This window comes from Microcoleus sp. AT8-B5, assembly GCF_036705565.1.
Taxonomy (GTDB): Bacteria; Cyanobacteriota; Cyanobacteriia; order Cyanobacteriales; family Microcoleaceae; genus Microcoleus.
In genome coordinates, this window is sequence record NZ_JAUBUY010000033.1 from 41,114 (window position 1) to 65,687 (window position 24,574).

General features: G+C 42.9%; 20 protein-coding genes and 2 pseudogenes. 9 read left to right on the top strand and 13 right to left on the bottom strand.

From position 1 onward, the window contains the following. The 4 genes and pseudogenes from QUB39_RS20765 to QUB39_RS20780 form a co-directional block, all read right to left on the bottom strand. A pseudogene (locus QUB39_RS20765) lies at window positions 1–1,103 on the bottom strand (hypothetical protein); the annotation flags it as partial. A gap of 15 nt (window positions 1,104–1,118) precedes the next feature. After that, entirely contained in the window at window positions 1,119–2,162 is a 1,044-nt protein-coding gene (locus QUB39_RS20770) for a sulfotransferase (RefSeq protein WP_333485148.1), read from the bottom strand. 294 nt (window positions 2,163–2,456) lie between these two features. After that, the gene (locus tag QUB39_RS20775; RefSeq protein WP_333485149.1) at window positions 2,457–2,690 is read right to left on the bottom strand and encodes a hypothetical protein; all 234 of its coding nucleotides are present in this window, start codon (window positions 2,688–2,690) and stop codon (window positions 2,457–2,459) included. A 74-nt stretch (window positions 2,691–2,764) separates the two neighbouring features. Then, on the bottom strand, window positions 2,765–3,376 hold the full coding sequence (locus tag QUB39_RS20780) for a DUF5678 domain-containing protein (RefSeq protein WP_333485150.1): 612 nt from the start codon (window positions 3,374–3,376) through the stop codon (window positions 2,765–2,767). Window positions 3,377–3,594: 218 nt separating this feature from the next. On the opposite strand from QUB39_RS20780, the gene QUB39_RS20785 reads away from it, so the two are divergent. From QUB39_RS20785 to QUB39_RS20805, 5 genes are all read left to right on the top strand, one after another. Beyond that, entirely contained in the window at window positions 3,595–3,738 is a 144-nt protein-coding gene (locus QUB39_RS20785; RefSeq protein WP_333485151.1) for a hypothetical protein, read from the top strand. A gap of 143 nt (window positions 3,739–3,881) precedes the next feature. Further along, window positions 3,882–4,571 (top strand): methyltransferase domain-containing protein, encoded by a 690-nt coding sequence (locus QUB39_RS20790; protein ID WP_333208671.1) that lies wholly within the window; start codon window positions 3,882–3,884, stop codon window positions 4,569–4,571. Between the two features lie 125 nt (window positions 4,572–4,696). Next, a complete protein-coding gene (locus QUB39_RS20795; RefSeq protein WP_333208669.1) occupies window positions 4,697–5,692 on the top strand; it encodes a methyltransferase domain-containing protein in 996 nt (331 codons plus the stop codon). 307 nt (window positions 5,693–5,999) lie between these two features. After that, complete coding sequence (locus QUB39_RS20800) at window positions 6,000–8,738, top strand: tetratricopeptide repeat protein (protein ID WP_333485152.1); 2,739 nt, start codon at window positions 6,000–6,002, stop codon at window positions 8,736–8,738. A gap of 133 nt (window positions 8,739–8,871) precedes the next feature. After that, window positions 8,872–11,259: a tetratricopeptide repeat protein gene (locus QUB39_RS20805; RefSeq protein WP_333208666.1), complete on the top strand. Its 2,388-nt coding sequence runs from the start codon at window positions 8,872–8,874 to the stop codon at window positions 11,257–11,259. A 5-nt stretch (window positions 11,260–11,264) separates the two neighbouring features. Here QUB39_RS20805 and QUB39_RS20810 read toward each other — a convergent pair whose 3' ends face one another. The 8 genes from QUB39_RS20810 to QUB39_RS20845 form a co-directional block, all read right to left on the bottom strand. After that, window positions 11,265–12,029, bottom strand: a complete 765-nt coding sequence (locus QUB39_RS20810; RefSeq protein WP_333485153.1) for a CmcI family methyltransferase — start codon at window positions 12,027–12,029, stop codon at window positions 11,265–11,267. A 38-nt stretch (window positions 12,030–12,067) separates the two neighbouring features. Continuing rightward, on the bottom strand, window positions 12,068–12,994 hold the full coding sequence (locus tag QUB39_RS20815; RefSeq protein ID WP_333485154.1) for an NAD(P)-dependent oxidoreductase: 927 nt from the start codon (window positions 12,992–12,994) through the stop codon (window positions 12,068–12,070). Then, window positions 12,991–13,524, bottom strand: a complete 534-nt coding sequence (rfbC, locus tag QUB39_RS20820; RefSeq protein ID WP_333208662.1) for a dTDP-4-dehydrorhamnose 3,5-epimerase — start codon at window positions 13,522–13,524, stop codon at window positions 12,991–12,993. Before rfbC ends, QUB39_RS20815 begins: the two co-directional genes overlap by 4 nt. Further along, window positions 13,521–14,753: a class I SAM-dependent methyltransferase gene (locus QUB39_RS20825; protein WP_333208661.1), complete on the bottom strand. Its 1,233-nt coding sequence runs from the start codon at window positions 14,751–14,753 to the stop codon at window positions 13,521–13,523. Before QUB39_RS20825 ends, rfbC begins: the two co-directional genes overlap by 4 nt. A 67-nt stretch (window positions 14,754–14,820) precedes the next feature. Continuing rightward, window positions 14,821–15,819, bottom strand: a complete 999-nt coding sequence (locus QUB39_RS20830; protein WP_333208660.1) for a GDP-mannose 4,6-dehydratase — start codon at window positions 15,817–15,819, stop codon at window positions 14,821–14,823. Then, window positions 15,816–16,592: a glucose-1-phosphate cytidylyltransferase gene (gene rfbF, locus QUB39_RS20835; protein ID WP_333208659.1), complete on the bottom strand. Its 777-nt coding sequence runs from the start codon at window positions 16,590–16,592 to the stop codon at window positions 15,816–15,818. Before rfbF ends, QUB39_RS20830 begins: the two co-directional genes overlap by 4 nt. 90 nt (window positions 16,593–16,682) lie before the next feature. Next, window positions 16,683–17,642 carry a GDP-mannose 4,6-dehydratase gene (locus QUB39_RS20840; RefSeq protein ID WP_333208658.1) on the bottom strand — a complete coding sequence of 320 codons (960 nt, stop codon included), beginning with the start codon at window positions 17,640–17,642 and terminating at the stop codon, window positions 16,683–16,685. A gap of 356 nt (window positions 17,643–17,998) precedes the next feature. Next, window positions 17,999–19,018 (bottom strand): type I glyceraldehyde-3-phosphate dehydrogenase, encoded by a 1,020-nt coding sequence (locus QUB39_RS20845; protein ID WP_333057138.1) that lies wholly within the window; start codon window positions 19,016–19,018, stop codon window positions 17,999–18,001. Between the two features lie 658 nt (window positions 19,019–19,676). Here QUB39_RS20845 and QUB39_RS20850 point away from each other — a divergent pair. From QUB39_RS20850 to QUB39_RS20865, 4 genes and pseudogenes are all read left to right on the top strand, one after another. Next, the gene (locus QUB39_RS20850; RefSeq protein ID WP_333057139.1) at window positions 19,677–20,264 is read left to right on the top strand and encodes an IS607 family transposase; all 588 of its coding nucleotides are present in this window, start codon (window positions 19,677–19,679) and stop codon (window positions 20,262–20,264) included. 493 nt (window positions 20,265–20,757) lie between these two features. Then, window positions 20,758–22,479, top strand: coding sequence for a group II intron reverse transcriptase/maturase (gene ltrA, locus QUB39_RS20855; protein WP_333057140.1), 1,722 nt, complete (start codon window positions 20,758–20,760; stop codon window positions 22,477–22,479). Window positions 22,480–22,556: 77 nt separating this feature from the next. Beyond that, window positions 22,557–22,694 (top strand): annotated as a pseudogene (locus QUB39_RS20860) (IS607 family transposase); the annotation flags it as partial. Then, the gene (locus QUB39_RS20865; RefSeq protein WP_333240504.1) at window positions 22,633–23,775 is read left to right on the top strand and encodes a transposase; all 1,143 of its coding nucleotides are present in this window, start codon (window positions 22,633–22,635) and stop codon (window positions 23,773–23,775) included. The pseudogene QUB39_RS20860 and the gene QUB39_RS20865, both read left to right, overlap by 62 nt. On the opposite strand, the gene nadD is transcribed toward QUB39_RS20865, so the two are convergent. After that, window positions 23,764–24,495 carry a nicotinate (nicotinamide) nucleotide adenylyltransferase gene (nadD, locus tag QUB39_RS20870; RefSeq protein WP_333057141.1) on the bottom strand — a complete coding sequence of 244 codons (732 nt, stop codon included), beginning with the start codon at window positions 24,493–24,495 and terminating at the stop codon, window positions 23,764–23,766. The two genes, QUB39_RS20865 and nadD, sit on opposite strands and share 12 nt — an antisense overlap. Window positions 24,496–24,574: the final 79 nt, after the last annotated feature.

Below are 24,574 nucleotides of genomic sequence, written 5' to 3' on the forward strand. Positions count from 1 at the left end.
TGCTGAGATTCTTCCTGAACTTGGACAAGTTGAGACTGATAATGCTGAGATTCTTCCTGAACTTGGACAAGTTGAGACTGATAATGCTGAGATTCTTCCTGAACTTGGACAAGTTGAGAGTAGAACCGCTTCAATTCATTTTGAAGGTGATGGTTTTGAGACTGTGACTGCTGCAAAATTGCTTCTGTCTGACGCTGCTGAGCTTGGGACTGTTCCAATTCTCCTAGAACCTGGAAAAGTTGAGAGTGCGATCGCTTCAATTCCATGCTACTGCTGCGAACTTTAGACTGCGACTGTTCTAATTCTTCCTGAACTTGTCCAATGTGAGAACCCAATCGCTCCGCTTCCAACTGAATGTGCTCTACTTGGGAGTTGCACTCTGCTAATTCTGCCTGAGACTGTGCTAATTCTGCCTGAGTTTGATGCAGTTGAAAACGAGTTCGCTCTAATTCCCACTCACTCTGATGCAGTTGAGAATTCTTGTGTGCTAACTCTGCTCTATTCTGATGTAGTTGTGACTGCGACTGTTCCAATACTGCCTCAGTGGCATGCAGTTGTGACTGCGACTGCTCCAATACTGCCTCAGTGGCATGCAGTTGTGACTGCGACTGCTCCAACTCGGCCTGCGTCGAATGCAGTTGTGACTGAGATTGCTCCAACTCTGCCTGCGTCGAATGCAGTTGTGACTGAGCTTGCTCCAACTCTGCCTGCGTCGAATGCAGTTGTAACTGAGATTGCTCCAACTCTGTCTGCGTCGAATGCAGTTGAACTTGATACTCTTGCAACAGTGTCTCAGCTTGTTGCATTTGATCTTGGAATTGTTCCAATACTTCCTGAGTTTGATGCAGTTGATTTTGATACTGTTGCACTTCCCCCTGAGTTTGATTTAGGCGAGCCTTATGCTGTTCCAACTCCTCCTGAGCCGCCTGGAGTTGACTCTGCGACTGCTGCAATTCCTCCTGAGTCGCCTGGAGTTGACTCTGCCACTGTTGCACTTCCCCCTGAGTTTGATGCAGTTGACTTTGATAGTATTGCCATTCCCCCTGATTATGCTTGGGAAGTCCATAAGGCTTAGTCGAAAACTTGTTTTCTGAATCACTCATTATTATGTCCCCACTCTACTCAATGAATTGATGAATTGATGAAATTAGTTTGGTAAAATACTGTTGATCTTTCCAGTCTTTACTGTTTTGCGGGTCTTCTACCAGTACGTCTAGGGGAAGGGTGCGCCATAAATCAAACCATTGAGGACGTTTTGCATCCAGGAGATTTCGCATTTCTTCGTAAGAATAACCCAGTTGAAGGAATTTTTCCACTCCTAAAAATTCTAAATAATCATTTACTATTCTCCACACTTGAGGATTTTCTAGAGCCATAATCCATTTATCTAAATTGTGGGAGTCTGGTTTGGTGTCCTGGTACACCTTCTTCTGATCTCCATATCTCCAAACAGGGTAATCTTTTACTATTCCATAATCGATCATTTCGGGTGAAGATTGAATTCCTAACCAGCTACAAATCTTATTTACTTCCGATTCGGGATTCAACAGCAACCATTCATAATGTAATACCATGCACTTATTATTTAATAAGTTTATACCATCGATTAAACGAGCGGGAGCTTCTAACAAATCTTGCTTATACAGATGGAGTTTAAAGTAGTCGTCTTGCGTCCAAGTATTGATCATCGAACATAAAACGGCCAAAGGATTTCGCAGTAAAATAATAAAATGCGCTTCTGGAAAAGTTTTGTAAAGTTCCGAGATGATCAAATAGTAGCGCGGTGTTTTATCCAAAAAATAACTTTTTCCTGAACTGGTGGCTGCACAGTTATACAAGTAGGAATACATCCGGCGCAAACCATTGAAATAAGCTTCTTTCCCATCTGGTAATTCGTCCACAAAACCTTCAACAGCATTCCTAGCCCATTGAGCATTATAATCTACTTCATATCCCTCTGAGCGCAGAGCATATAAAGGATGAAGCATTAACCAAGGTTCAGAAACTGTATGAATTTCACAGTGGCTGCCCAACATCCGTTGTGTTAATGTTGACCCAGCACGAGGCTGAGAAATTAAAAATATTAGGTTTTTTCCCTGTAAGAGACTCTCGTCAGAAAATTCAAGTGTCATATTTTTTATTTTTACTGATGCTTTAACCATATATTCCTGTCAATTCAACGCCAAACAACCAAAGGCTTCTGTCACCAAATCCTCTAAAGTATAATTTTCCATATTCCCGATCGCACTTTCGTAACCCATTCTACTACAACCTCAAATAACCACCTCTAGATATCCGTCTAAAACTCATTCCCGATCAACAGAAACATCACGTAACAGGAATTTTTTAACTCCCTGTCGCCCTAGGACAACCTACTCGTAAAAAGGGTTTCTCAGAAGCTTACCACAAATGAGGGTAATTTTTGCCCGATCGCCCCCAATGAACTCCAAATGAACTCAAGCCGTTGCTTTCCCAAGGATATCAGACTTCAGCCCTCTGAGGATGTTCCCGCAGGCACCAGGTATTATAGATGGGCGATCGCCCCCAAGCCCTAAGCCATCGAGCTTAACAATAGATATTACCCCAAAAATCAACACAGGAAGACGATCGCACTCAAGCGATCGATCAACACCTGCGATCGGGTAAACTAGAAAGGTCGATCGCGATCTACCCGCGTGCCATTGACTCAAAGCCCAACTTCTGCATCAGAGTGAAGCACTGGACTCGGCACATACAAAATTAACTTAAACTCGATCGAGGCAGTTCACTGTGATCGCCGCTTAAAAATAATCGTCTCCTCAGCTTGCTTAAATTCTATATCAAACAAGTCAAATACTACCTCTCTCCCTAAAAGAACCTCTTGACAAAAATCAGTTTGTGCCCAAGCTACAGGAGCCGTAAAAATATGACCATCCAACTCCATTTCAATATCTCGTAACAGATATTCAATACTGCCACCAACTCCTTCAGCTTTACTGATAACCTCTCCAGTAGTTCTACTCAAACCCAAATCTTCACCCAGTTTTTTCGTAATCAAGCTAAGTTCGGCTCCAGAATCCACCAGTATTTGGACATTTTCCGAGTTCTGAACTTTGAGGGCAACTTCATATCTGGGCTGCCAATCATGAGATTTCAAAGACCTCATTCTGACAGGATAAAACTTCACAGGTTCAATAAACTCGCTTTCATGTATTCGATCGATCACATAACCCAATTTAGGTGTATTAGCAGGAATCTCGTCCTTCATCTTTCGATAATCGCGATCGTGACTAATCACCCCTTTGTTAGTATAAGCTATCCACTCACCCCGATATTTTTTTAACTCCGGTCGATGAGCTTTATACCAATCATTGGCTGTAGGATACTCTGGTTCCATAATTAAATCACTTTCTTGTATTTTAGAAAATCATCTATCGTTGGGTTAATGATCTCTGTCGCTACAAAATTTTCTCAAACATAATTTACTTTTGTCGCGATCGGGCTTTTGTATCCCATTCTACTACATAGGGTAAGTTTTGCCCGATCGCCCCAATGAACTCCAAATGAACTCAATCCGTTGCCTTGCCAAGGATATCAGACTTCAGCCCTATGAGGATGTTCCCGCAAAACCAGGTATTATATATGGGCGATCGCCCCCTTGCCCGCTTGCCATCGAGCTTAACAATAAATATTACCCCAAAATCTACACACGAAGACGATCGCACTCAATCGATCGACATTCCCCGCGCGATCGGGTAAACTAGAAAGGTCGATCGGGCTCTACCCGCGTGCCCTTGACTCAAAGCCCAACTTCTGTATCAGAGTGAAGCACTGAACTCGGCACACAAAAAATTAAATTAAAGTTGATCGAGATTGAGCAATTTTTTAAGGAGAGGATGACTGTGGATCTTACAGCGCTCATGCAAGTACGGAGAGATATAGCTTTTAAATACCTAAGCGGGAAGGGAATAGAGGTGGGAGCTCTTCATGCTCCTCTGGAAGTTCCAGATACTGTAAAGGTTTATTACGTCGATCGAATGTCGGTTAGTGAACTGAGAAAACAATACCCAGAATTAAATGGAACCAATCTCATAGAAGCAGACATTGTAGATAATGGCGAAACTCTGTCATCCATAGCTGATAATTCTTGGGATTTTGTCATTGCCAATCACATGATAGAACACTGTCAAAACCCGATCGGCGCTCTAGAAAACTTTTTGAGAGTTGTCAAACCCGGAGGAATCGTTTACATGGGCGTACCGGACAAGCGCTATATCTTTGATGTCGATCGCCCCCTGACTTCCCTCGACCATTTAATTCGGGACTACAAAGAGGGGCCGGAATGGTCTAAGGTATCTCATTACCATGAGTACGTGAGACTGGTAGAGAAATTTCCTGAAGAACAGGTGTTGGCGCGCCAGCAAGCTTTAATAAACATAGATTACAGCATCCATTTTCACGTCTGGACATCAGAGACTTTCTCTGAGTGGCTATTCTACTGTCAGAAACAGCTAGGCTTTGGTTTTACTATAGAATTATTCCAAGAAAATTCTATAGAAATTGTTATGATTCTCAGGAAAATAGCCAATTGAAAGCCAGTTTAACATCTGAGTAATCATCTTTAGGTTCATGGAATATGCAGGCTTAGCTAAGTTTTATAGTTTTAGCGATGCCGCTAAAAAAAACAGCCTGGAAAGTAAGGTTATCACTAAATTTTATGGCCATCTTAGAACAAGACGAAAACTTAATATTGGCGATCGATTACTCCTGGTCGAATGACTGCGGACTCGGACTCCAAGGATGGATTTTAGGCAAGAAGGAAGGGGTACTTGAAGGAGTAGAAATTTGTGTAGAAGATAATTGCGTGCCAATTATATCGTGGCATTCGCGCCCAGATGTGGTAGCAGCTTACCCACAATACAACCACAACCATAACTGCGGTTTCATAGCATATCTGCCGAGAGTCGCCCAGCATCAAGTCACCTTTAAGGCGAAAACAAAAAGGGAAATACATCATAAAATTGTGGCTTTTGCTGGAGGGAAACCAGGAGTTTATGATTCAGCTACTTTTACAAATGATGATACAGGTTTGTTTGTTGATTTTATCAAGCAGGTGAATGACGGTCATTTACGAGTTCTAGAAATAGGTTCGCGGATAGTCAGTCCAGGAAGCGTTAGCAAAAGGTCTTTGTTTCCTGGTGCATCCTCCTACACGGGATTTGACTATTATCCAGACGCCAACACAGATGTGGTAGGGGACGCTCACAAACTATCTCAATATTTTGGTAATCAGCGGTTTGATGCTATTTTTTCCTTGTCTGTTTTTGAACACTTAGCCATGCCTTGGGTAGTGGCGATGGAAATTAATAAGTTACTAGAGATAGGCGGAATCACCTTTCAGAGCACGCACTTTTCCTGGCCTCTCCACGAAAGCCCGTGGGACTTCTGGCGTTTTTCAGACGAAGGTCTTAAGGTTTTATTTTCTCCTGCTTTGGGATTTGAGGTGATCGGATCGAGCCTTTATGTTCCTTTGCGAATGCATTTAGATACTTTTATTCCAGGTCAAGAGAAATTAGCAACTCACCCAGGATTTGGTGGTGTTGCCATCCTTGCCAGAAAAGTGGCTGAGGTGAATCCTGAAAAATTTAGATGGGATGTCACCCTAGAAGACGTTGTTACGGCAGAAAGCCATTACCCTAAACCTCAAACTTAGATGTTTTGGACACGGCGCGCGATCACTTTATCCTACTCCCCAACAACAGACATAATTCCCTTTAACTTTCTGTGGTAAAAGCAGGTAATATAAACAAGCTAGTGCTGCGAAGCGTAGGGTCATTCAGTTTAAACTGATAATTTAATATTTGTAGATAAAAAGTAATCACAGATATAAGGATGATACGGCTATGAGCGAATTCCACAAGGATCGGCAATTGCAAGAGGAAGGTAATCTAGAAGAAGCGATCGCTGCTTACCATCGGAAACTTGAGCTAAATAGCGACGATCCCTGGACACACCACCACATGGGAGAAACCCTCGCGAAACTGAATCGATGGGATGAAGCCGTTACCGCCTACCGTCATTCAATAGAACTCAAACCTGATTTTTGTTGGAGTTACCACCACTTAGGCGATGCCCTAGCGCAACAGCAACAGTGGGAAGAATCGGCTACAGCCTTCCGCCGGGCGCTTGAACTCAATCCCGAGCATTTTGGGACTTACGTGGGACTAGGTAATAGTTTAGCAAAATTGGGTCAACTAAATGAGGCTATCGCTGCTTACCGCCGTGCCAGTGAGTTGAACCCTGATGCTGATTGGATTCATTCTGCCTTGGCCAATGCACTGCAACAGCGAAATCAGTCCGCTTTAGCAGAAGCGATCGCCTCCTACCGCCACATTATAGAACTCAATCCAGACAACGTAGAAGCTTTTCACAATCTTTTGCAAATTCTACCCGATAACTGGGAAGTCGGGTTGCAGTTAGGAAATATTTTGGTAGAGCAGGGAAGACTAGATGAGGCAATCGCCACATATCGTCGTGCCCTAGAACTGAATCCTCAAGCCTATGAATGTCACCATCAGCTAGGGGAAGCTATCTATCAGCGGGTAATGGAAAACCCAGAAACCTTTTTCTCTCAATACAATCTGGCTAAGAATCCTCATAAAGACTACCAACTATTTGACCCAGAATTACCGTTCGTCTGTTTCCTCAATGACCAAGCCTTTTTGGAAGCTACCGCCCACCTGGATGATGCTACTTATACAGTGGAATGGTACAGAGTTTATCTAAGACGGTTTCTTTCGGAAGCGGAAAAACAAGGTTGCATTAATTGGCTACAAACTCCGGGTCATAGCCGGGAATTGGGGTTAAAAGTTTGGCGAGAAACCTTAGCAGAATTTCAGACTTTGCTAAAATTTTCCTTCACGATAGTTGGTTTAGAAGAGGCTGTCAAGTGTTATCATCGTGCGATTGAATTGTCTCCCAATCATCATTCATCATACTATCGCTTAGCAGAAGTGTTTACTAAACAAGGCCAACATGAGCAAGCTCTCGTTCTCTACCATCAATTAAGTCTCAAGTTAGCAGAAGAGGGCAAGATAGTAGAAGCAGTAGCCTGTTTTCAACAAGATACCCATCCACCCCTTCACGAAGGAAAGATGTACGAGATGCTTTGGCAAGGATTAAATCAATTGGCTCCCCTGGAAGCCTCAGATTCCTATTATCCCACTGACCTTCAACCTGAAGCTATTGAACAATACTTCCATGAAACCAGTCAATATACTATTATGAACCTTTCGTCTTTAACGGAAAAAGACAAAGCTCTTCTAGAAAAGAATGGATTTTTACTAACAAATTTGCAGTTGATTGCCCAAGATAATCTCACCTTAGAAGAAATATATATTAATTATTTTGCTGAAACAAAAAATATTAGGCTTTCTCAACAATTACCCAAGCAAAATAATTATAAATTTATATATCAATCCCATTTGAATCAACCGAATATTTATCAACAAAGTATCGTAGAAACAGGTTATATTTATTCAGTTTGCCCGTTGAGCGGTCAGGTTATTAGGTCAGAGCAATCCTTTTATGATGTAGCATGGCTACCCATGATGAGTTATCGGTTTGTTGGCTGTGAAATTTATTATTTAATCGTTGGACACTTTTGGGGCCCAAAGATGTTCATTTATTTTCCCCGTTTAGAGCTAATTATTCACCTCAATCCATTTCTCCAAGGTTCTGAACAAGCAATTATTAACCGATTAAAAAGCTATATGGTTAGTTGTTGGCAACACAGCCTCAAATATATCTCAAAACCCCAGAAAAAAGGCGTAGTGGCAATTTTAGGCTTACTGACGAACATAGGACACTATTTTTGGAATGAAGTAACTGGACTTCAATTTTTGTCGGATAATGGTCTTTTGGATAAACTCGATAAAATATTAATCGAACCAAATGAGTATTTTAATGTCGCTGATGCTTTCCCCGAAATTGCTGACAAGATAATCAGAATTCCGGATAAAAAAAGTATGTTTAAGGCTATTATTGAAAATAATTATTTAGCCGTTAGAGTTGACAATGTTTTTGTTAGAGAAACACTGGCAACTAGGATATACGAGGGTTCTTTAAAAAGGTGCTCTCCACAATTTTTAGCTGAAGTAGAGGGAGCCAAAAATAAACACTTTCCTTTGCTGTGGTTTGGTCTTCGCAGCCATGATAAATCTTGGGTTTCTCAAGTAGAAGGAATCGTTAATATTATCAAAAGTCTCGCCGTGGATTTTCCTGGTCTAGGAGTTGTCTTTGATGGTTGGTCTCGGATAGAAAGAGAGGATGAGCGTGGAGAGTTAATGATTGCTAAGGATCAAGCCACCGAGCAAGAAATTTTAGAAATTTTACCACCTGATATACAGGCTTATAGTACAATTGGTAGCATGAGCTATGAGAAAGTTGTCTGGGCTTATGCTATTGATTTATATGTTATACCACTTTCATCAGGAAGTACAGCCGTTTCATGGATTGCTAATAAACCTGGTGTGATGCACGCAAACAGTTCAATAAATACAGAACCTCTGAGAGAACAAGTAACTTATAGTCGCGAAAATGTCGTACCCCCGGTCTTTGTGCCTGTTGAGTGTATCGTCGATCAACAAGCTTCACCTTATATTTTATCAGTAGGCTGTCAAAATTATGATTTCGATTGGAGAATTGTTTACAATGAAACTCTGAAAATTATCAATTCGTTGAACCCGAACAGATATTAATTGTTCGTGGAAAGTAAAGGCAACAAATATCAACTTTTCTTACGCTCATAAACAATAACTACTCAGAGAAATTTAGAGTCTGTGTCGGAAAACTTAACTCCTAAAATTGTTAGCCCCCAAAAACGAAAGTAAGATGAACTCAGAAATTACTGTAACAGAAGTCAACAAGGCAAACCAACTGCAACAAGAAGGCAAACTAGAGGAAGCGATCGCTGTCTATCGCGGATTGACTGAAAAACTTTACCAGCAGTTAGGAAAACTCCTATCACAACAAAAAAATTGGAATGAGGCGATCGCCACCTATCGTCGTTCCCTAGAATTGAATCCTCAAGACTATGAATGTCACTATCAGCTAGGGGAAGCTATCTATCAGTGGGTAATGGAGAACCCTGAGACCTTTTTTTCCGAATATAACTTGGCCGAAGTTACCCATAAAGACTACCAAGTATTTGACCCAGAATTACCGGCAGTATGTTTTCTCAATGACCAAGCATTTTTGCAGGCTACCTCCCACCTGGATGATGCTACTTATACCGTCGAATGGTATAAAGTTTATCTGAGACGTTCTCTTTCGGAAGCGGAAAAACAAGGTTGCATTAATTGGCTACAAACTCCGGGTCATAGTCGGGAACTGGGGATAAAAGTTTGGCGGGAGGGTTTGGCAGAATTTCAGACGTTGTTGAAACGTTCCTACATGACCGTTGGTTTAGAAGAAGCTGTTAATTGTTATCGTCGTGCCATTGAATTATACCCCTATCATCACCCCTTATACAAGGGTTTAGTAGAAGCTTTGACAACACAAGGAAAACATGAAGAAGCAATCACTATTTATCATCAACTCGGTCTTTATTTGGCAGAAGCCAACCGAATGGATGAGGCCATCGCTTGTTTCCAAAATATTCCCAAGATTCTATTAAGGAACAATCAAAAAACATACGATTTAATATGGGATGGACTAAATGAATTAAGACCGCTTGATACAGTAAATCTGTATTACTCATCTGAAATTAGTCAAAATTCAGCCTATGAATATTTTGTCAATAGTAGTCAATATACAGTTGTTAATCTTTGGAATTTAAATGATTCAGATCGCTCGCTTTTAGAAAATCTCGGTTTATCTATAGAGAATTTAGGCTTGATCAAGCAAGAAAATATTGGTTTGGAGGAAATCTATATCAATAGTTTTGATGACCACCAAGGATTTCAGCTTTCAAGAAAGGTAAAAAGACATCCCAAAATGTCTCGGTATTTTCAGTGGGACAAAGCTATTAATCTACAGCAAAGCATAGTAGAAACGGGTTTTGTTTATTCAGTCTGCCCTTTCACGGGTAAAATTCTGCGATCAAACCAGTCATTTTATGTTGAGCCATTTATATTATATCGTTTTGTGGGGAAAGAAGTATTTTATTTAATGTATGGTGATTGGATGGGAACTAAGCAGTGTATTTATTTGCCTAACCAAGAACTGATCATTGTTTTGGACAACTTTCCTGGGGGAAATTTTACGGGTGTAATTAATTTATTCAAAAGTTATGTTTTGAGTAATTGGCAACAATTTAAAGCCTATCTCTATCAAGAAAAAAAAGGGGTTTGTGCTGTTTTAGGTATAGCTTATAATGTAGGACATTATGTCTGGAATGAATGCTCAGGAATTTACTATTTGTATAAAAATGGAACCCTCAATAATATTGATAAGTTCTTGGTTGGTTCCCATGAGTATATTATGGTTGACGACATTTTCCCAAGCATACCGTCCGATAAAATCATCCGCCTAGATAGCTGCTGTACTGAGGTTATTTTCAAAAATATTATAGAAAATAATTTATTCGCAGTCCGACTCACAGACACTTTTATAGAAGAAGAACTAGCCAAGAAGATATATCAGAGTTCTGTTGAAAAATGTTCTCAAGATTTTTTAGAAAAAGTAGAAATGGCTAAGAATCACTTTCCTTTACTTTGGATTACACTTCGGAACTATAAAAGAACTTGGTTCTCTCAAATAGAAGGTACAGCCAACATTATTAAAAGCCTGCATACAAATTTTCCTAACTTAGCTGTTGTATTTGATGGTTGGTCTGTACCTGAAAGAGATCATGAGAATGCATCTAATGAGACCCATATCGAGGCATTAGAGCAAGATTGTTTACAACCTATTCTCAATCTCCTTCCGCATGAAATTACAACTTACAGCACCATTGGTCATCCCATTTATGAAACCATTATCTGGGCCGAAGCAATCGACCTTTATGCAGTACCATTTGGAACAGGAATGACTTTTGTAACCTGGATAGCAAGCAAGCCTGGGGTAGGTCATGGAAATAAGGCTTACTCTGATGCGGTTGAGGACTCATTTTCACCTGTTTATCGAGAAAATGCTGTACTGCCAGTGTTGATATCTAAAGAATATATCACTGAGGATGAGAATAACCCTGATGCAATGACTCGCAATTATGATTGTGATTGGCAAGTGATTTACAACGAACTCATGCAAATCTTACAAAACTTGCCAAAACGAGTCTAATTTTGTTATTTTCGCTTTAACCAAGCCCCTGGCCAGTGAGTCACATTCTCCGTCAAATCGCTCTCGCTAAACGGCCATTTAGGTTGCTCCAACACAAACTCAGGATGTTTTTCTGCAAACTCAGCCGCCGCTGCAGTAGGATGATCCCAGTGCCACTCATGATTCCCCCGTGGCACATCATCCAAATCCTTCATAATCCCATCGGTGGCAATTATATAGGAGCCTGGTGTCACCAAACTGCAATAAGCCTCTAACTCGTCAGCAACGTGCTGTTTTGTGTGACACGAGTCAAGACTCACCAAGACAGTCTCCGCTGGATTTACCAGTTTTTTCACCTGATCTACAATACTGGTATCTGTAGAACTACCTTCCACTAAAGTAATGAACGATGACAGTTCGTGTTCCTCTATCGCCTTGCGGTTGTGGGGGCGAATTTCAATATCAATTCCTACAACCCTACCCTTGCCCATTGCTTTAAACAGGCTAGCATAATAAATCAGCGAGCCGCCGTGAGCCACCCCGGTTTCAATAATTACATCGGGTTTAACCTGATAGATAACTTCCTGAATCCGAATCATGTCTTCAGGGAGTTGAATGATTGGCCGTCCCAGCCAACTGAAATTGTAGGTATATTTTTGATTCCAGCCTAATTTCACCCAGTAGTGAGAAATGAGTTCAAAAGCTTCCTTAGAATAGAGCGGGATAGTTTGACACTCACCGTCTATTTCTTGAATCAATTTTTGGGCATCTGTATCTAGCGTTAATTTCATGATTTGTCCTAGTTATAATTGTATTTAGGTAACGAATCTTAGACACCTGTTTTTGAGGACAAAAGCTGATTTTCCCACCAGATTATAGCTTGCTTTAATCCAACTTCCAAATTCAACTTTGGTAGCCAACCCACCTCATTAGATAAACGAGTCACATCCGCCACTAACAACGGCGCTTCTTTCGGAGCAGACGGAATAGCACCTAACTGCACTAAATCCGATCGCCCAATTAGATCAGCTATTTTATAAACAACCTCTTTAATCGCGATCGGCTGTCCCGAGCCAATATTAACAGCACCCGTCACCTCACTCTCCAAAAGAGCCACAAAAGCATCAGCCACATCCTGTACATACAGAAAATCCCGGATTTGATTACCGTGAGAGCAGCGAGCAGGCTCTCCCTTTAACAGAGAAAGAATTACTGAAGCAACCAGCCGATTTGGATACTCGTAAGCACCGTATGGAAAGAAAATACGTCCCCAAGCACTGCTGAGGTTTGTCGTCTCGGAATAGGAATTCACAATCTCCTGCAAAGCTTTTTTACAAATACCGTAGGGAGTATCTGGATTTCTCGGCGTTATAAATTCCGAGCAATAACCATACTTCCAATCATACTCGGCGCAGGTTCCGCCCATCACTACTCTTTGGCCCCCTTGCTCTCGAAATTGCCTCAATAATTCTAAACTAGCCTGCACCCACAAAAAGTTCTCCTCAGATTTCCAGTATTGTCCAGGTACCGTATAACACCAGGCAAAGTGCAACAAATATGTTGGCTTTACTTGACAAACTAACTCCCTAATGGATGTATAGTCTAACAAATTTGCCAGATGCCAAGTACAATCCGAATTGACAGTCGGCAAAGTCTTAGAAGCGACAGCATGAACCTCAAACCCTCGTTCCACCAGCGTCTTTAGCGAGTGCCTGCCAACAAAACCCCCCGCACCGGTAACCAGGACTTTTTTCATAACACAAAATCCGGGAAACTTCGATCTTTTTCCGAAATTACGCGCTGAGATATCTCCGGCCAATCAATACTAAAAGTCGGATCATCCCACCGCACTCCCCTTGCTAATTCAGAATAATAAAATTCCGACATCTGGTAAAAAACTTCCGTATTATCTGCCAAAGTTTGACAGCCGTGAGCCATACCTTCAGGAATATATATCATCTTGCGATTTTCCGAGTTTAGCTCTACTGCAAACCACTCTTGAAAAGTAGGAGCATCGGGACGCAAATCTATAATTACATCATAAATTCCCCCTTTGATACATCTAACCAACTTCGCTTCCTCGTGAGGTTTAGCCTGGTAGTGCATCCCCCGCAAAGTACCTTTTTTCAGGTTAAAAGAAATATTGCACTGCACGAGGTTAGGATTCAAACCATGTTCTGCAAACTCCTTTTGACACCAACTGCGGGCAAAAAATCCCCTCTCATCTGCTAGGGGCTCTACCTCAATAACATAAGCTCCCTTAAGCTTCGTTTCAGTAAACTTCACCCTATTACCTCCACTTGAGGAACCAGCACCACAAACTTACCTCCCCACTCGCGGATATAATCCATCTGACTTACTATCTCATCTTTAATGTTCCAAGGCAAGATAGCCAAATAATCCGGTTTAGTCTCCCGAATTTTATCTGGATGATATATCGGAATCTGAGTTCCCGGCAAAAACAAACCCTGCTTGTGCGGGCTTAAATCCACCGTATAATCAATTAAATCCGTGCGGATACCGCAATAGTTCAGCAGCGTATTAGCCTTCGCCGGCGCACCGTAGCCCGCAATTGATTTGCCCTGGTTTTTGGCCTCAATTAGGAAACTGAGCATTTGGCGCTTCGTAAACTTAACCTGTTCGCAAAATCCTGCATAAATTTCAATCTGATTTAGCCCTGCTTGCACTTCCTTAGCTTTCAGTTGGGAAATACGATCGCCAACTGGTATACTCTCAAAATCCTCATGCCTCCCGTAAATCCGCAGAGAACCGCCGTGCGTCGGTAATTCCTCCACATCAAACAAAGTTAAACCGTGACTTGCAAAAACTTTCTCAACCGTCAACAGCGAAAAATAAGAGAAATGCTCGTGGTAAATCGTGTCAAACAGATTGTCTTGAATTAATTGCAATACATGAGGAAACTCCATTGTCAAGACGCCGTTTGGTTTCAGGAGAATTTTCATCCCCGCCACAAAATCGTTCAAGTCAGGCACATGAGCCAACACATTATTTCCCAGCAACAAATCTGCCCGTTGGCCTTGGGAAACCAACTCTTTAGCCGTTTCCACGCCAAAAAACTTAACTAAAGTGGGAATGCCTTTTTCCTCAGCTACTTTGGCTACATTTGCAGCCGGTTCAATCCCCAATACGGGAATTCCTTCCTGCTGAAAATACTGGAGTAAGTAGCCATCATTGCTAGCGAGTTCAATTACCTGACTGGTTTCGTCAAATCCAAACCTCTGCACCATCAACTCTGTGTATTTCTGAGCATGACGCAGCCAAGAGTCTGAATAGGAAGAAAAATAAGCATAATCGCTGAAGATGCTATCCGGGGATTCAAACTCTTCTAACTGCACTAAAAAACAATTAGCACAAACATAAGTATGAAGCGGATAGAATTTCTCTGCACAATTGAGATGAGCTTGAGATAGAAAAGCATTCGCGAGCGGCGACATCCCCAGATTTACAAAAGTATGCTCCAATGGGTGACTGCAAAAACGACATTTAGATGGCACCGAATTAGCCCCCTTGACTATCAAATAAGAGAAAGAAAATTAAAACCAGAGTCACAGAAATCCTCAATCACACGCTGATGACACAGGTGTTTTCCTCCATCAAAAAGTTTTGATACCATTCAATTGTTTCTTTCAGCCCTTCTTCTAGAGGATACTTAGACTCCCAACCGAGCATTTTTCGCGCCTTATCTGCCGAGAGATACTGATGTTTGATTTCATTCTTAGCCCGATTCAATACGACCGGCTCTAAATGAGTCTTGTCCATCAATTTCAAAACCTTATCTACCATGCCCCGCACTGAAATTTGCAACTCGTTGCTGAAATTAAATGCTTCTCCCAAAATTTCTTTCCTGTCCATTTGTTCTGCCAAATGGAGATAAGCTAAAACCCCATCTTTCGCATAGAAATAGTCCCGGATAAAAGTGCCATCACTGCGGATGACTACCGGCTTGTCTCGTAATGCCGATCGAATTGTAGACGGAACGATGCGATTAAAATTCAAGTCTCCCCCGCCGTAAAAGTTGCCGCAGCGAGTAATGCACACTGGCAAACCGTAACTGACGTAGTAAGCCCGACTGATTAAATCAGCACAGCTTTTAGAAACATCGTAAGGGTGTTCCCCTTGAAGCGGAGTTGTTTCGCTGTAAGGCAACACTAGCTGGTCTCCATAGGCTTTATCGCTGGATGCTATGACAATTCGACTCACACCTCCAACGCGGCGACAAGCTTCTAGAATATTCCAAGTGCCTTTAATATTCGTTTCAAAAGTTGCCAGCGGCTCTCTATTTGCAACTCCCACAATTGTCTGAGCTGCTAAGTGAAACACCGTATCTACTTCATACTCATTAATCGCTCGTTCTACCGTTGACAAATCTTCTACACAACCGCGAACGATATTAATTTGCCGATACCACTCTCCAGCATAAAGTCGGGATTGCGGCACCAAGTCACGGACTAATCCCGTTACCAAGGCTCCTCTTTCCAGCAACTCAGCCACTAACCAGTTACCCAAAAGACCTGTGCAACCTGTCACCAATACTGATCTATCGCGCCAAAATTCACTCATTCCCACACCCTCCAAGGAGCCTCTCCATTATCCCAAAGTTCATTCAAATATTTATACTCGCGATAAGTATCCATCGCAAAAAAGAAACCTTGGTGGCGGTAAGCCATCAATTGTCCCTGAGCCGATAACCGTTCTAGAGGTTCCCGTTCTAGAAAACAATCATCCCCGCTCAAATCTTCAAATATGCTGCGGTGAAGTACCAAAAATCCCGCACTAGCCCAGCCATCTATTTGAGGTTTTTCGGTGAATTCCAGAACTTTGCCTTGGTTGTCCACATCTAAAATACCATATCGAGATATCGGACGCACTGTACTAACAGTTGCCAGCTTACCATGAGACTTATGAAAATCCACCAAAGCTCCAATATCGATATCAGCAACTCCATCACCGTATGTCACCATAAAGGTATCATCAGTAATGTATTTCTCCACACGTTTCACCCGCCCCCCAGTCATAGTGTCCGGGCCCGTTTCAGCCAGCGTCACCTTAAAATCTTGCTCTTTATGATCCTCGTGATAAGTAATGCAATTCTGGCGACCTAAGCAAATAGTAAAATCATTATTCATAGCTTCATAATTCAGGAAATACTCCTTAATCATGTTGCCGCGATAGCCCAAACACACAATAAAGTCCTGGAATCCGTAGTGGGCATAGGTCTTCATAATGTGCCAGAGAATCGGATGCCCGCCCACATCAACTAGGGGCTTAGGACGAAATTCTGTTTCTTCTCGGAGACGAGTACCTAAACCGCCGGCTAGTATAACTACTTGCATTTTTTTACATCTTGAAAATGGTACACAACCGCTGATAATTCACAACAGGTATTTATTGCAAACAAAGAGCTATATTTTCTGAAAAAATCCTCACACCTTACCCATCCTCGCCTCCACCATCATCCGTACTACATCAGGCATCTTATACTTCGCCTCCCATCCCAACTTTTGCTTCGCCTTACCCGGATTTCCCCTCCCTACAGCAATCTCCGTCGGTCTGTAGAGACTCGCATCGGTTACTAAATGTTCCTGCCAATCCAAACCCGCAGCAACAAACGCTGTCTGCACAAACTCCTCCAAAGGATAGCTTACACCCGTTGCAATTACATAATCGTCAGGTTCTTCCTGCTGCAACATCAAATACATCGCCTCCACATATTCCGGCGCCCAACCCCAGTCCCGCTGCACTGAAATATTTCCCAAATGCAGTTTTTCGGAACTGCCGGCAGCAATTCGGCACACCACAGATACAATTTTTTGGGTGACGAACCTCTCCGGCCGCAGCGGCGACTCGTGATTGAATAGAATACCAGAACACGCAAACAAATTGTACGCTTCCCGATAATTTGCTACTTCCCAAAATGCCGTTGCTTTCGCTACCGCGTAAGGACTTCTGGGGCGAAAAGGCGTATTTTCATCGGCTGCACTGCCTCCGGTATCCCCAAAACATTCGCTGGAACTGGCGTTGTAAAGTTTGATTTTTCCGCCTGTAAACCGAATTGCTTCTAACAGATTCAATGTGCCTGTGGCAATGCTTTCGAGGGTTTCTACGGGCTGTTCAAAAGACAGACCGACGGAACTTTGACCTGCTAGATTGTACACCTCATCTGGCTCTATTTTGGCAAGCACTTGCAAGACGCTGCGAAAATCGTTGAGAGACATAGATTCTAGTTTTACTCTGTCTCGGATGCCCAAACGTGCCAGGTTTCCGAAACTAGACATTTGGGCGTCCCTGGAAGTGCCGCAAACTTCATAACCTCGATCGAGCAACAGTTTAGCTAAATAAGCTCCGTCCTGACCTGAGATACCACAAATCAGTGCTTTTTTCATATAAACTATTTACTTTGATGATTCGGCGGTTGAAACCGATCCTACACAAACAAAATCTGCCTCCGCAGACTAAGAAGTAGGTTGGGTTTGCTATCGTTCAACCCAACTTACATATTTTGGATTTTACTTAAGCTGACTGTCGGCCACTCCCTAGTCCGCCAGGGAATGAATTCCCTGTCTAATAGCTAAAGTCCTCTTAAGAGGACTAATGAGTTTAAAAGTCTTCTTCTGACTTTTTTTAAGAAGACTAATAAGTTTAAAAGTCTTCTTCTCAGTCCTCTTAAGAGGACTTTAGCTTTGAGGCAGGGGTTTCAACCCCTGCCGGACGGCTGGACTGCCGGAAAGAAGTCAGGGATCTAACCTTCCCAACGTTCGGCGACCAATTCAGCCAAGTCAACCACCCGCTGACTGTAGCCCCACTCATTGTCGTACCAAGCCAAAACCTTCACCATGTCGCCATCCATCACCAGCGTCAAGCTGGAATCCAGAATCGAAGAAGCATCACTTCCGCGATAGTCGCATGAAACTAAAGGCAAATCGTTGTACTCCAAAATCCCTTTCATGGAGCCTTCGGCGGCTTCTTTGAACACTTGATTTACTTGCTCGGTAAAAGTCTTTTTCTCTACCTGAGCCACAAAATCAACTACCGACACATTAGGAGTCGGGACGCGCATGGCGATACCATTTAACTTGCCCTTCAATTCTGGAATCACCAAAGCCACAGCTTGTGCTGCTCCGGTAGAAGTCGGCACAATATTCATTGCTGCCGCCCGGGCCCGCCGCAAGTCGCGGTGGCTAGCATCCAGCAAGCGCTGGTCGCCAGTATAGCTGTGGGTAGTGGTCATCATGCCTTTGACGATGCCAAAATTTTCGTGCAGCACTTTCAGTACAGGAGCCAGACAGTTGGTAGTACAGCTAGCATTGCTGATGACTGTGTAGTCACTGTGCTTGTAGTTGTGGTGGTTGACTCCCATCACATAAGTGCCAACTTCAGAACCCTTGCCGGGAGCGGTAATTAGCACTTTTTTAGCGCCGGCAGTGATATGCTTCGATGCACCAGCTTGGTCAACGAAGACGCCGGTTGATTCAATAATCAGATCAATACCCCAATCTTTCCAAGGCAAGTTTAGCGGGTTGCGATCGCTCACGCATTTAACTGTCTTCCCATTTAGGGTAATGGAATTTTCATCCGCACTGATGTCCACATTCTTCAACGTTCCCATCATGGAATCGTATCTGAGCAAGTGAGCATTACTTCTGGGATCGGAAGTGTCATTAATAGCTACCAACTCTAGCTGGCTGTTTTCTCTGCCCAGCCAGCAGCGCGCAAAACTGCGCCCGATACGTCCAAAACCATTGATCGCGACTCGAATCACTTTAGTACCTCCTAACGATGGCAGCCCCTAGCTCAGGCTTAAATTTTGGAAAAATTTAAGAATTGACTTTTGACATTCTCACCGGACTAAAGCCACGGTGATTCCCAAACCTCACGATTTGAGTTTCTGCTTCATCGCAACTGCCTCCACCCACAAGGAGTTTTCTGGTCTTATGTTCGCTCCACAGACTAACCCCGCTAGCCCAGCGGTTTTTATGCGTCGAATACCTAAAAGGAATTCTTATCTGTTGTTTTGATTCCAGGGATGTTTACCATTGCCCTATCCTCTTTTCCCGGTCTACCGATTTGTCTGCGCCGCCAGTTGTACTGGACTTCGCTCGTTAGGCTGTCTGAATCCATCGTCGCGGGTGGGTCATTGACCAAACTATAGTTTAATATAAAGCGGTCTTAAAACGACGGGGTTTCCGCCCACCTTTCTGATGACACCAGATCATATCGCAAAGCTCGATCCTTTCTAACTTTTTGTGTTTATCAAAAAACCTGAACTTTTCTAGAAGGCTGAAATTGCAAGGCAGAAGGCATTAGGCTTTCTGCTGCTGCTTACTGATGTTACAAAGTAAACGATTTCTTAGAATATTCCGGTAAATCATTGTAGAACCTGGTAATATGGTTGGAAAACGCAAAAATACCCCCTAGCGATGACCAGATATGTCACACCACGAGAAGCTTGCAAAATCTTGCAAGTCTCAGACAAAACCCTTAGAAACTGGGAACTTGTCGGCAAAATATCAGCAATCAGAACTCCCTCTAACCAGCGACGCTATGATATCGACAGCGTTCTCGGAACCGGACATGACCGAGTTACAGCCATCTACGCCAGGGTCAGCAGCTACAAACAGCGCGAAGACCTTGATAGGCAAGTCAGTTACCTCCAAAGCCTCTATCCGCAAGCTAAAGTCTTTAAAGACATCGGAGGCGGACTCAACTTCAAAAGAAAAGCGCTTCTTGCCCTTCTGGGACAAGTCATGTCAGGAGATATCTCAGCAGTTGTGGTCGGACACCAAGACAGACTGTGCCGGTTTGGTGGCGACCTTATCAAATGGATCTGCGAGCAAAACAATTGCCAACTCATGGTTCTCAGCAGAAACGAGTTGTCTCCAGAACGAGAAATGGTTGAAGATGTGCGACATGAAGTCGTGCGATTAGTGGAATCTGTTCCACAAGAACTGAGGAGCCTTCTTCTCCAGGAAATTCTTTCTTCCTGTTCCCATGTAAAAGGGTCATAGAGACCCCGCCAGTGTTCAGAGTAAGTAATGAAATGGGCATTAAGCAAGGCACAGAAGCTTAATATACTCTTAGCCTAAAAGGGTAAATCAAGCGAGGGAAAGTCTCATGAGGGTTAACGAAAGTGAATCTTCCTAAGTTCCGTTATCCATTAAGATGTGAAATCAGGCTGATACACATCAACCAAAAGGTAAGTAGAGCGGTAGTTAGATGTCTTCAATAACTACGGAAGAACTAAGCCTCTACCGGAATATAGAAGGAACCCAAATGAGACGGATGTTCAACGCACGAAACATGGTAAGCCCTATGGGTTCTCATCCTTATGAGTAAACCAACCGCAAGGAAGGTGAAAACCTAGAGGGTAAAGGAGGTTGGAGAAAGCAAACGCTCTTGTGTAATGCAAGAGATAAGGGTTCAAAATTTGCCCCGAATCGAAAGATTGCAAACTTCCAACTGGTCTTAAACGATAAAACACTGTAAAGAATCCAAACCAAGATGGAAGATAGAACCAGTAATGGTATCGGAATCACGGAACTCAATTCAGAATGGGCAAACCTTAACTGGAAGTCCATTAAGAAGAATGTTAGGAAACTAAGACAGCGAATTTATCGGGCAACCCAGAACAAAGAGTGGAATAAGGTTAGAAACCTTATGAAACTTATGCTACGGAGTTATTCTAACCTGCAATTGTCTGTAAGACGAGTTACTCAGGAGAATCGGGGGAAGGGAACGCCAGGTATTGATGACCAGACAATTCTTAACCCAGCACAAAGAATACAACTAATCCAAGAAATGGGAAATTATACTCCTTGGAAGGCAATTCCAACCAAAAGAGTTTACATACCTAAATCCGACGGTAAGAAAAGACCTTTGGGCATTCCGACTATCAAAGACCGAGTATTACAGGCAATAGTTAAAAACTCTTACGAGCCGCATTTTGAATCTAAGTTTGAAGCTAATTCGTATGGCTTTAGACCAGGTAGAAGTACCAATGACGCAATAGAGCAATGCTTCAGTCGTCTACAAAAAGGTAAAGACACATGGGTTCTTGATGCCGATATCAAAGGAGCTTTTGACAACATTAACCACGACTTCATCCTCGACGCAATCAAAGAGCTTCCAGGAAAAGAGCTAATTAAACAATGGTTAAAGGCAGGTTACGTTGAAGCTGAGGTATTCAACCCTACAACTAGCGGAACCCCCCAAGGTGGCATAATAAGCCCCCTACTGGCGAACATTGCACTAGACGGATTGGATAAGCTTCTTACGAAGTACACAAAAATATCCACCCAAATCCGAAAAAGTGGTAAGAGACAGGGGCAGCAAGAGAACGTAAAATCACCAAAATACGGATTTATCCGATATGCTGATGATTTTCTAATCACCGCTAGAACCGAGGAAGATATTAAAGCAGTAGTGCCTATAGTCGAGGACTGGTTGAAAGAAAGAGGACTGACTTTAAACCAAGACAAAACCACTATCGCCGAGATAGGTACAGGAATTAACTTTCTTGGGTTTAATCTACGACAGTATAAAGGAAAACTATTAACCAAGCCTCAAAAGGAAAAAGTTTTAGCATTCCTTCAAGAACTGCGTGACTGGTTGAGAGTAAATAAAAGCCTTCCACAAGATGTCGTAATAACACATCTCAATCAACAGCTAATCGGATGGGCTAACTACTACAGAGCGGGGGTGAGTAAAGAAACATTCTCTTACGTTGACCACATGGTTCACAAAATGCTGTGGGCATGGGCAATCAGGAGACACCTGAAAAAGGGTAAAGAGTGGGTGAAGAATAAATACTTCCGCGAATTAAAAGGGAAGGAATGGAACTTCACAACAGAGGTGCCAGACAGACATGGAAAACCCAAAATAGTATCTGTAAGAAAAATTTCTCAGATACCAATTATACGCCATATCAAAGTCAAAGACACCTCATCACCCGATGACCCCACCCTAGCCAAATACTGGGAACAACGGCGAACCTCCACCGGAAAAATTCGATGGGATAAAAAGTCCAAATACTTTAAAGTCGCTGAAAACCAGAAATGGAAATGCCCAGTATGTGGCGAAAATCTGTTCAACGGAGAAGAACTACATCTTCATCACATAACGAAAGTTAAAGATGGAGGTACAGAAGATGAGGTCAATCTCGTCCATGTACACAAAGCCTGTCATATACACATACACACAGGTAAGCAATCTGGAAAGCCATAGGCTTGAGCCCTATGATGCGTAAGTATCAAGTACGGTTCTTAGGGGAGGGGGATATGGTGACATATGCCTCCTTACCCGACATCCTTGCCATCATCCACGTCTTTAGCAGCCGACTCTATGGTTTGCGAAAATACAAATCTGCTATCAAAGAAGATTCGAGTTTACCCGGAAACCAAGCTAGCAGCGAAGTGGAGGAGTTGGATTGCAGCAAGTAGATGGTGTTACAATCAAGCAATTGCTATCCTGAAAGATGAAAAAATTGGTAAGTATGGCTTAAGGAAGAAAATAATGGACTCAGCCCCTAGTTGGGTGTCTGAACAACCTTACAATCCGCGTCAAATGGCAGTGTTCCAAGCTTTTGAAGCACACAAAGCAGCTAAAAAGACAAAAGGAACGGCAAAATTTAGAAGCCGTTTCGACGCATCTGAGACTATCCGATTTCAAACGTCCAATTGGAAACTAGGAACTTTTTACCCACTTTCTACTAAGGAACTAACATTCAAGTCATCGGAGCCCATTATCGAGGTAATTCAGCACGAACCGACACTTAGCTTGATTAACAGGAAATGGTTTATTTGCTATGCAATTGATGTACCAAAAATCAAGCCAATTGAGAGCGATTTAGTTATTGCTTTAGATCCGGGTGTCAGAACTTTTCTTACTGGTTTTGATGGTAGTGACTTCATCGAAATAGGAAAAAACGATATCGGTCGTATCTATCGCCTAGCAAGGCATCTAGACAAATTAATGTCCCGTATTGGAGTAAGTAAAGGGAGAGAGTTCAAGCGACTAAGGTATTGCCTGCGAAAATCAGCAGCCCCAATCAGGAGCAAGATTAAAAACTTGGTCAATGAACTACACAAGAAAGCTGCAAAATATTTGACAAGCAAGTACAAGTTAATTTTCTTGCCAACCTTTGAGACACAACAAATGGTCAAAAAAGGCAAACGCAGGTTGGCGACTAAAACGGCTAGAGCGATGGTTACGTTGAGCCATTATCGCTTTAAACAAACGTTGAAGCATCAAGCTACCAAGCATGGTGGTGTTGTAGTAGACGTGACAGAAGAGTACACATCGAAAATCTGTTCCAAATGTGGACACGTTCATTCTAAATTAGGCGGGTCTAAAATATTTAAATGTCCAAAGTGCGGACACACTCTGGACAGGGACAAAAATGGCGCTTTCAATATTTTATTGAAAGCTTTGAGAGATACCTCCTTGATAGGAGAGCTTGCTGCTTTTTCTATCTTGCCATACACGGTGATTCCTGGCTTAGTTCGGGATTTACCGGGTTAAATGTATCTGGTAAAGCTGATGGGCTGCAATATAAGTCCCGACAACTTCCGGGACTAAGTAGCGGAGGTCGAGCCTTTCGGCGCAGCAGCGGCGGATGTGGCTCGACGAAATCTCGATCGCACGCATGGACAGCACTTCCCAGCGAATTTCCACGTCCACAAGAGCCATTTGTTCGGCAACTCGTCGGCCCACAGCAGTCGCCTGAACCTGCATCCTGTCTCCCCCGGAATCGAGGGGTTTTCCACCCGGATAATCTCCCCACTCGGACAGTCCCCCACTCTCCTTGCTTTCTGCTGTCACTCGATCTCCGTGAGTCGGACGTGGGGCCACCAACCAGTCGCACAACCGGGCAATTTCGGCGCACCGGTGCCATTTGGGAAGAGTAAGGAGTGCGTCACTACCAATAATCCAGTACCAGCGATGATCGCCGGGATACAATTTTTGCAAATACAGCAGGGTGTCGATCGCAAAACAACTGCCTCTGGGATTGGCCGACCGCGGCGAAATTACGAAGTCTGGCCGATCGGCGATCGCCAGAGCAAGCATTTCCCGCCGCTGCTCAAAACTTGCCAAATCCGGGCGCTCTTTGTGAGGAGGAGAGCGATCCGGTACCCAAATGACTCGATCGAGAGCAAATTGACTCGCAGCCGTTTCGGCTACCAACACGTGACCCCAGTGAACCGGGTCAAAAGTCCCGCCCAAAACCGCTATTTTCCCCATATTTCCCCCAAATCAGGATTAATACAGACATCGCGCCAATTTTCTGTTTATACGCTTTTAACCATAAGCTCGTTTATGA

Coding starts and splice junctions, on each gene's coding strand:
- QUB39_RS20770 (WP_333485148.1), bottom strand. CDS start 2,162: ATGGTTAAAGCATCAGTAAAAATAAAAAATATGACACTTGAATTTTCT.
- QUB39_RS20780 (WP_333485150.1), bottom strand. CDS start 3,376: ATGGAACCAGAGTATCCTACAGCCAATGATTGGTATAAAGCTCATCGA.
- QUB39_RS20785 (WP_333485151.1), top strand. CDS start 3,595: ATGTTCCCGCAAAACCAGGTATTATATATGGGCGATCGCCCCCTTGCC.
- QUB39_RS20795 (WP_333208669.1), top strand. CDS start 4,697: ATGGCCATCTTAGAACAAGACGAAAACTTAATATTGGCGATCGATTAC.
- QUB39_RS20800 (WP_333485152.1), top strand. CDS start 6,000: ATGGGAGAAACCCTCGCGAAACTGAATCGATGGGATGAAGCCGTTACC.
- QUB39_RS20805 (WP_333208666.1), top strand. CDS start 8,872: ATGAACTCAGAAATTACTGTAACAGAAGTCAACAAGGCAAACCAACTG.
- QUB39_RS20810 (WP_333485153.1), bottom strand. CDS start 12,029: ATGAAATTAACGCTAGATACAGATGCCCAAAAATTGATTCAAGAAATA.
- QUB39_RS20815 (WP_333485154.1), bottom strand. CDS start 12,994: ATGAAAAAAGTCCTGGTTACCGGTGCGGGGGGTTTTGTTGGCAGGCAC.
- QUB39_RS20830 (WP_333208660.1), bottom strand. CDS start 15,819: ATGAGTGAATTTTGGCGCGATAGATCAGTATTGGTGACAGGTTGCACA.
- rfbF (WP_333208659.1), bottom strand. CDS start 16,592: ATGCAAGTAGTTATACTAGCCGGCGGTTTAGGTACTCGTCTCCGAGAA.
- QUB39_RS20840 (WP_333208658.1), bottom strand. CDS start 17,642: ATGAAAAAAGCACTGATTTGTGGTATCTCAGGTCAGGACGGAGCTTAT.
- QUB39_RS20850 (WP_333057139.1), top strand. CDS start 19,677: ATGACCAGATATGTCACACCACGAGAAGCTTGCAAAATCTTGCAAGTC.
- ltrA (WP_333057140.1), top strand. CDS start 20,758: ATGGAAGATAGAACCAGTAATGGTATCGGAATCACGGAACTCAATTCA.
- nadD (WP_333057141.1), bottom strand. CDS start 24,495: ATGGGGAAAATAGCGGTTTTGGGCGGGACTTTTGACCCGGTTCACTGG.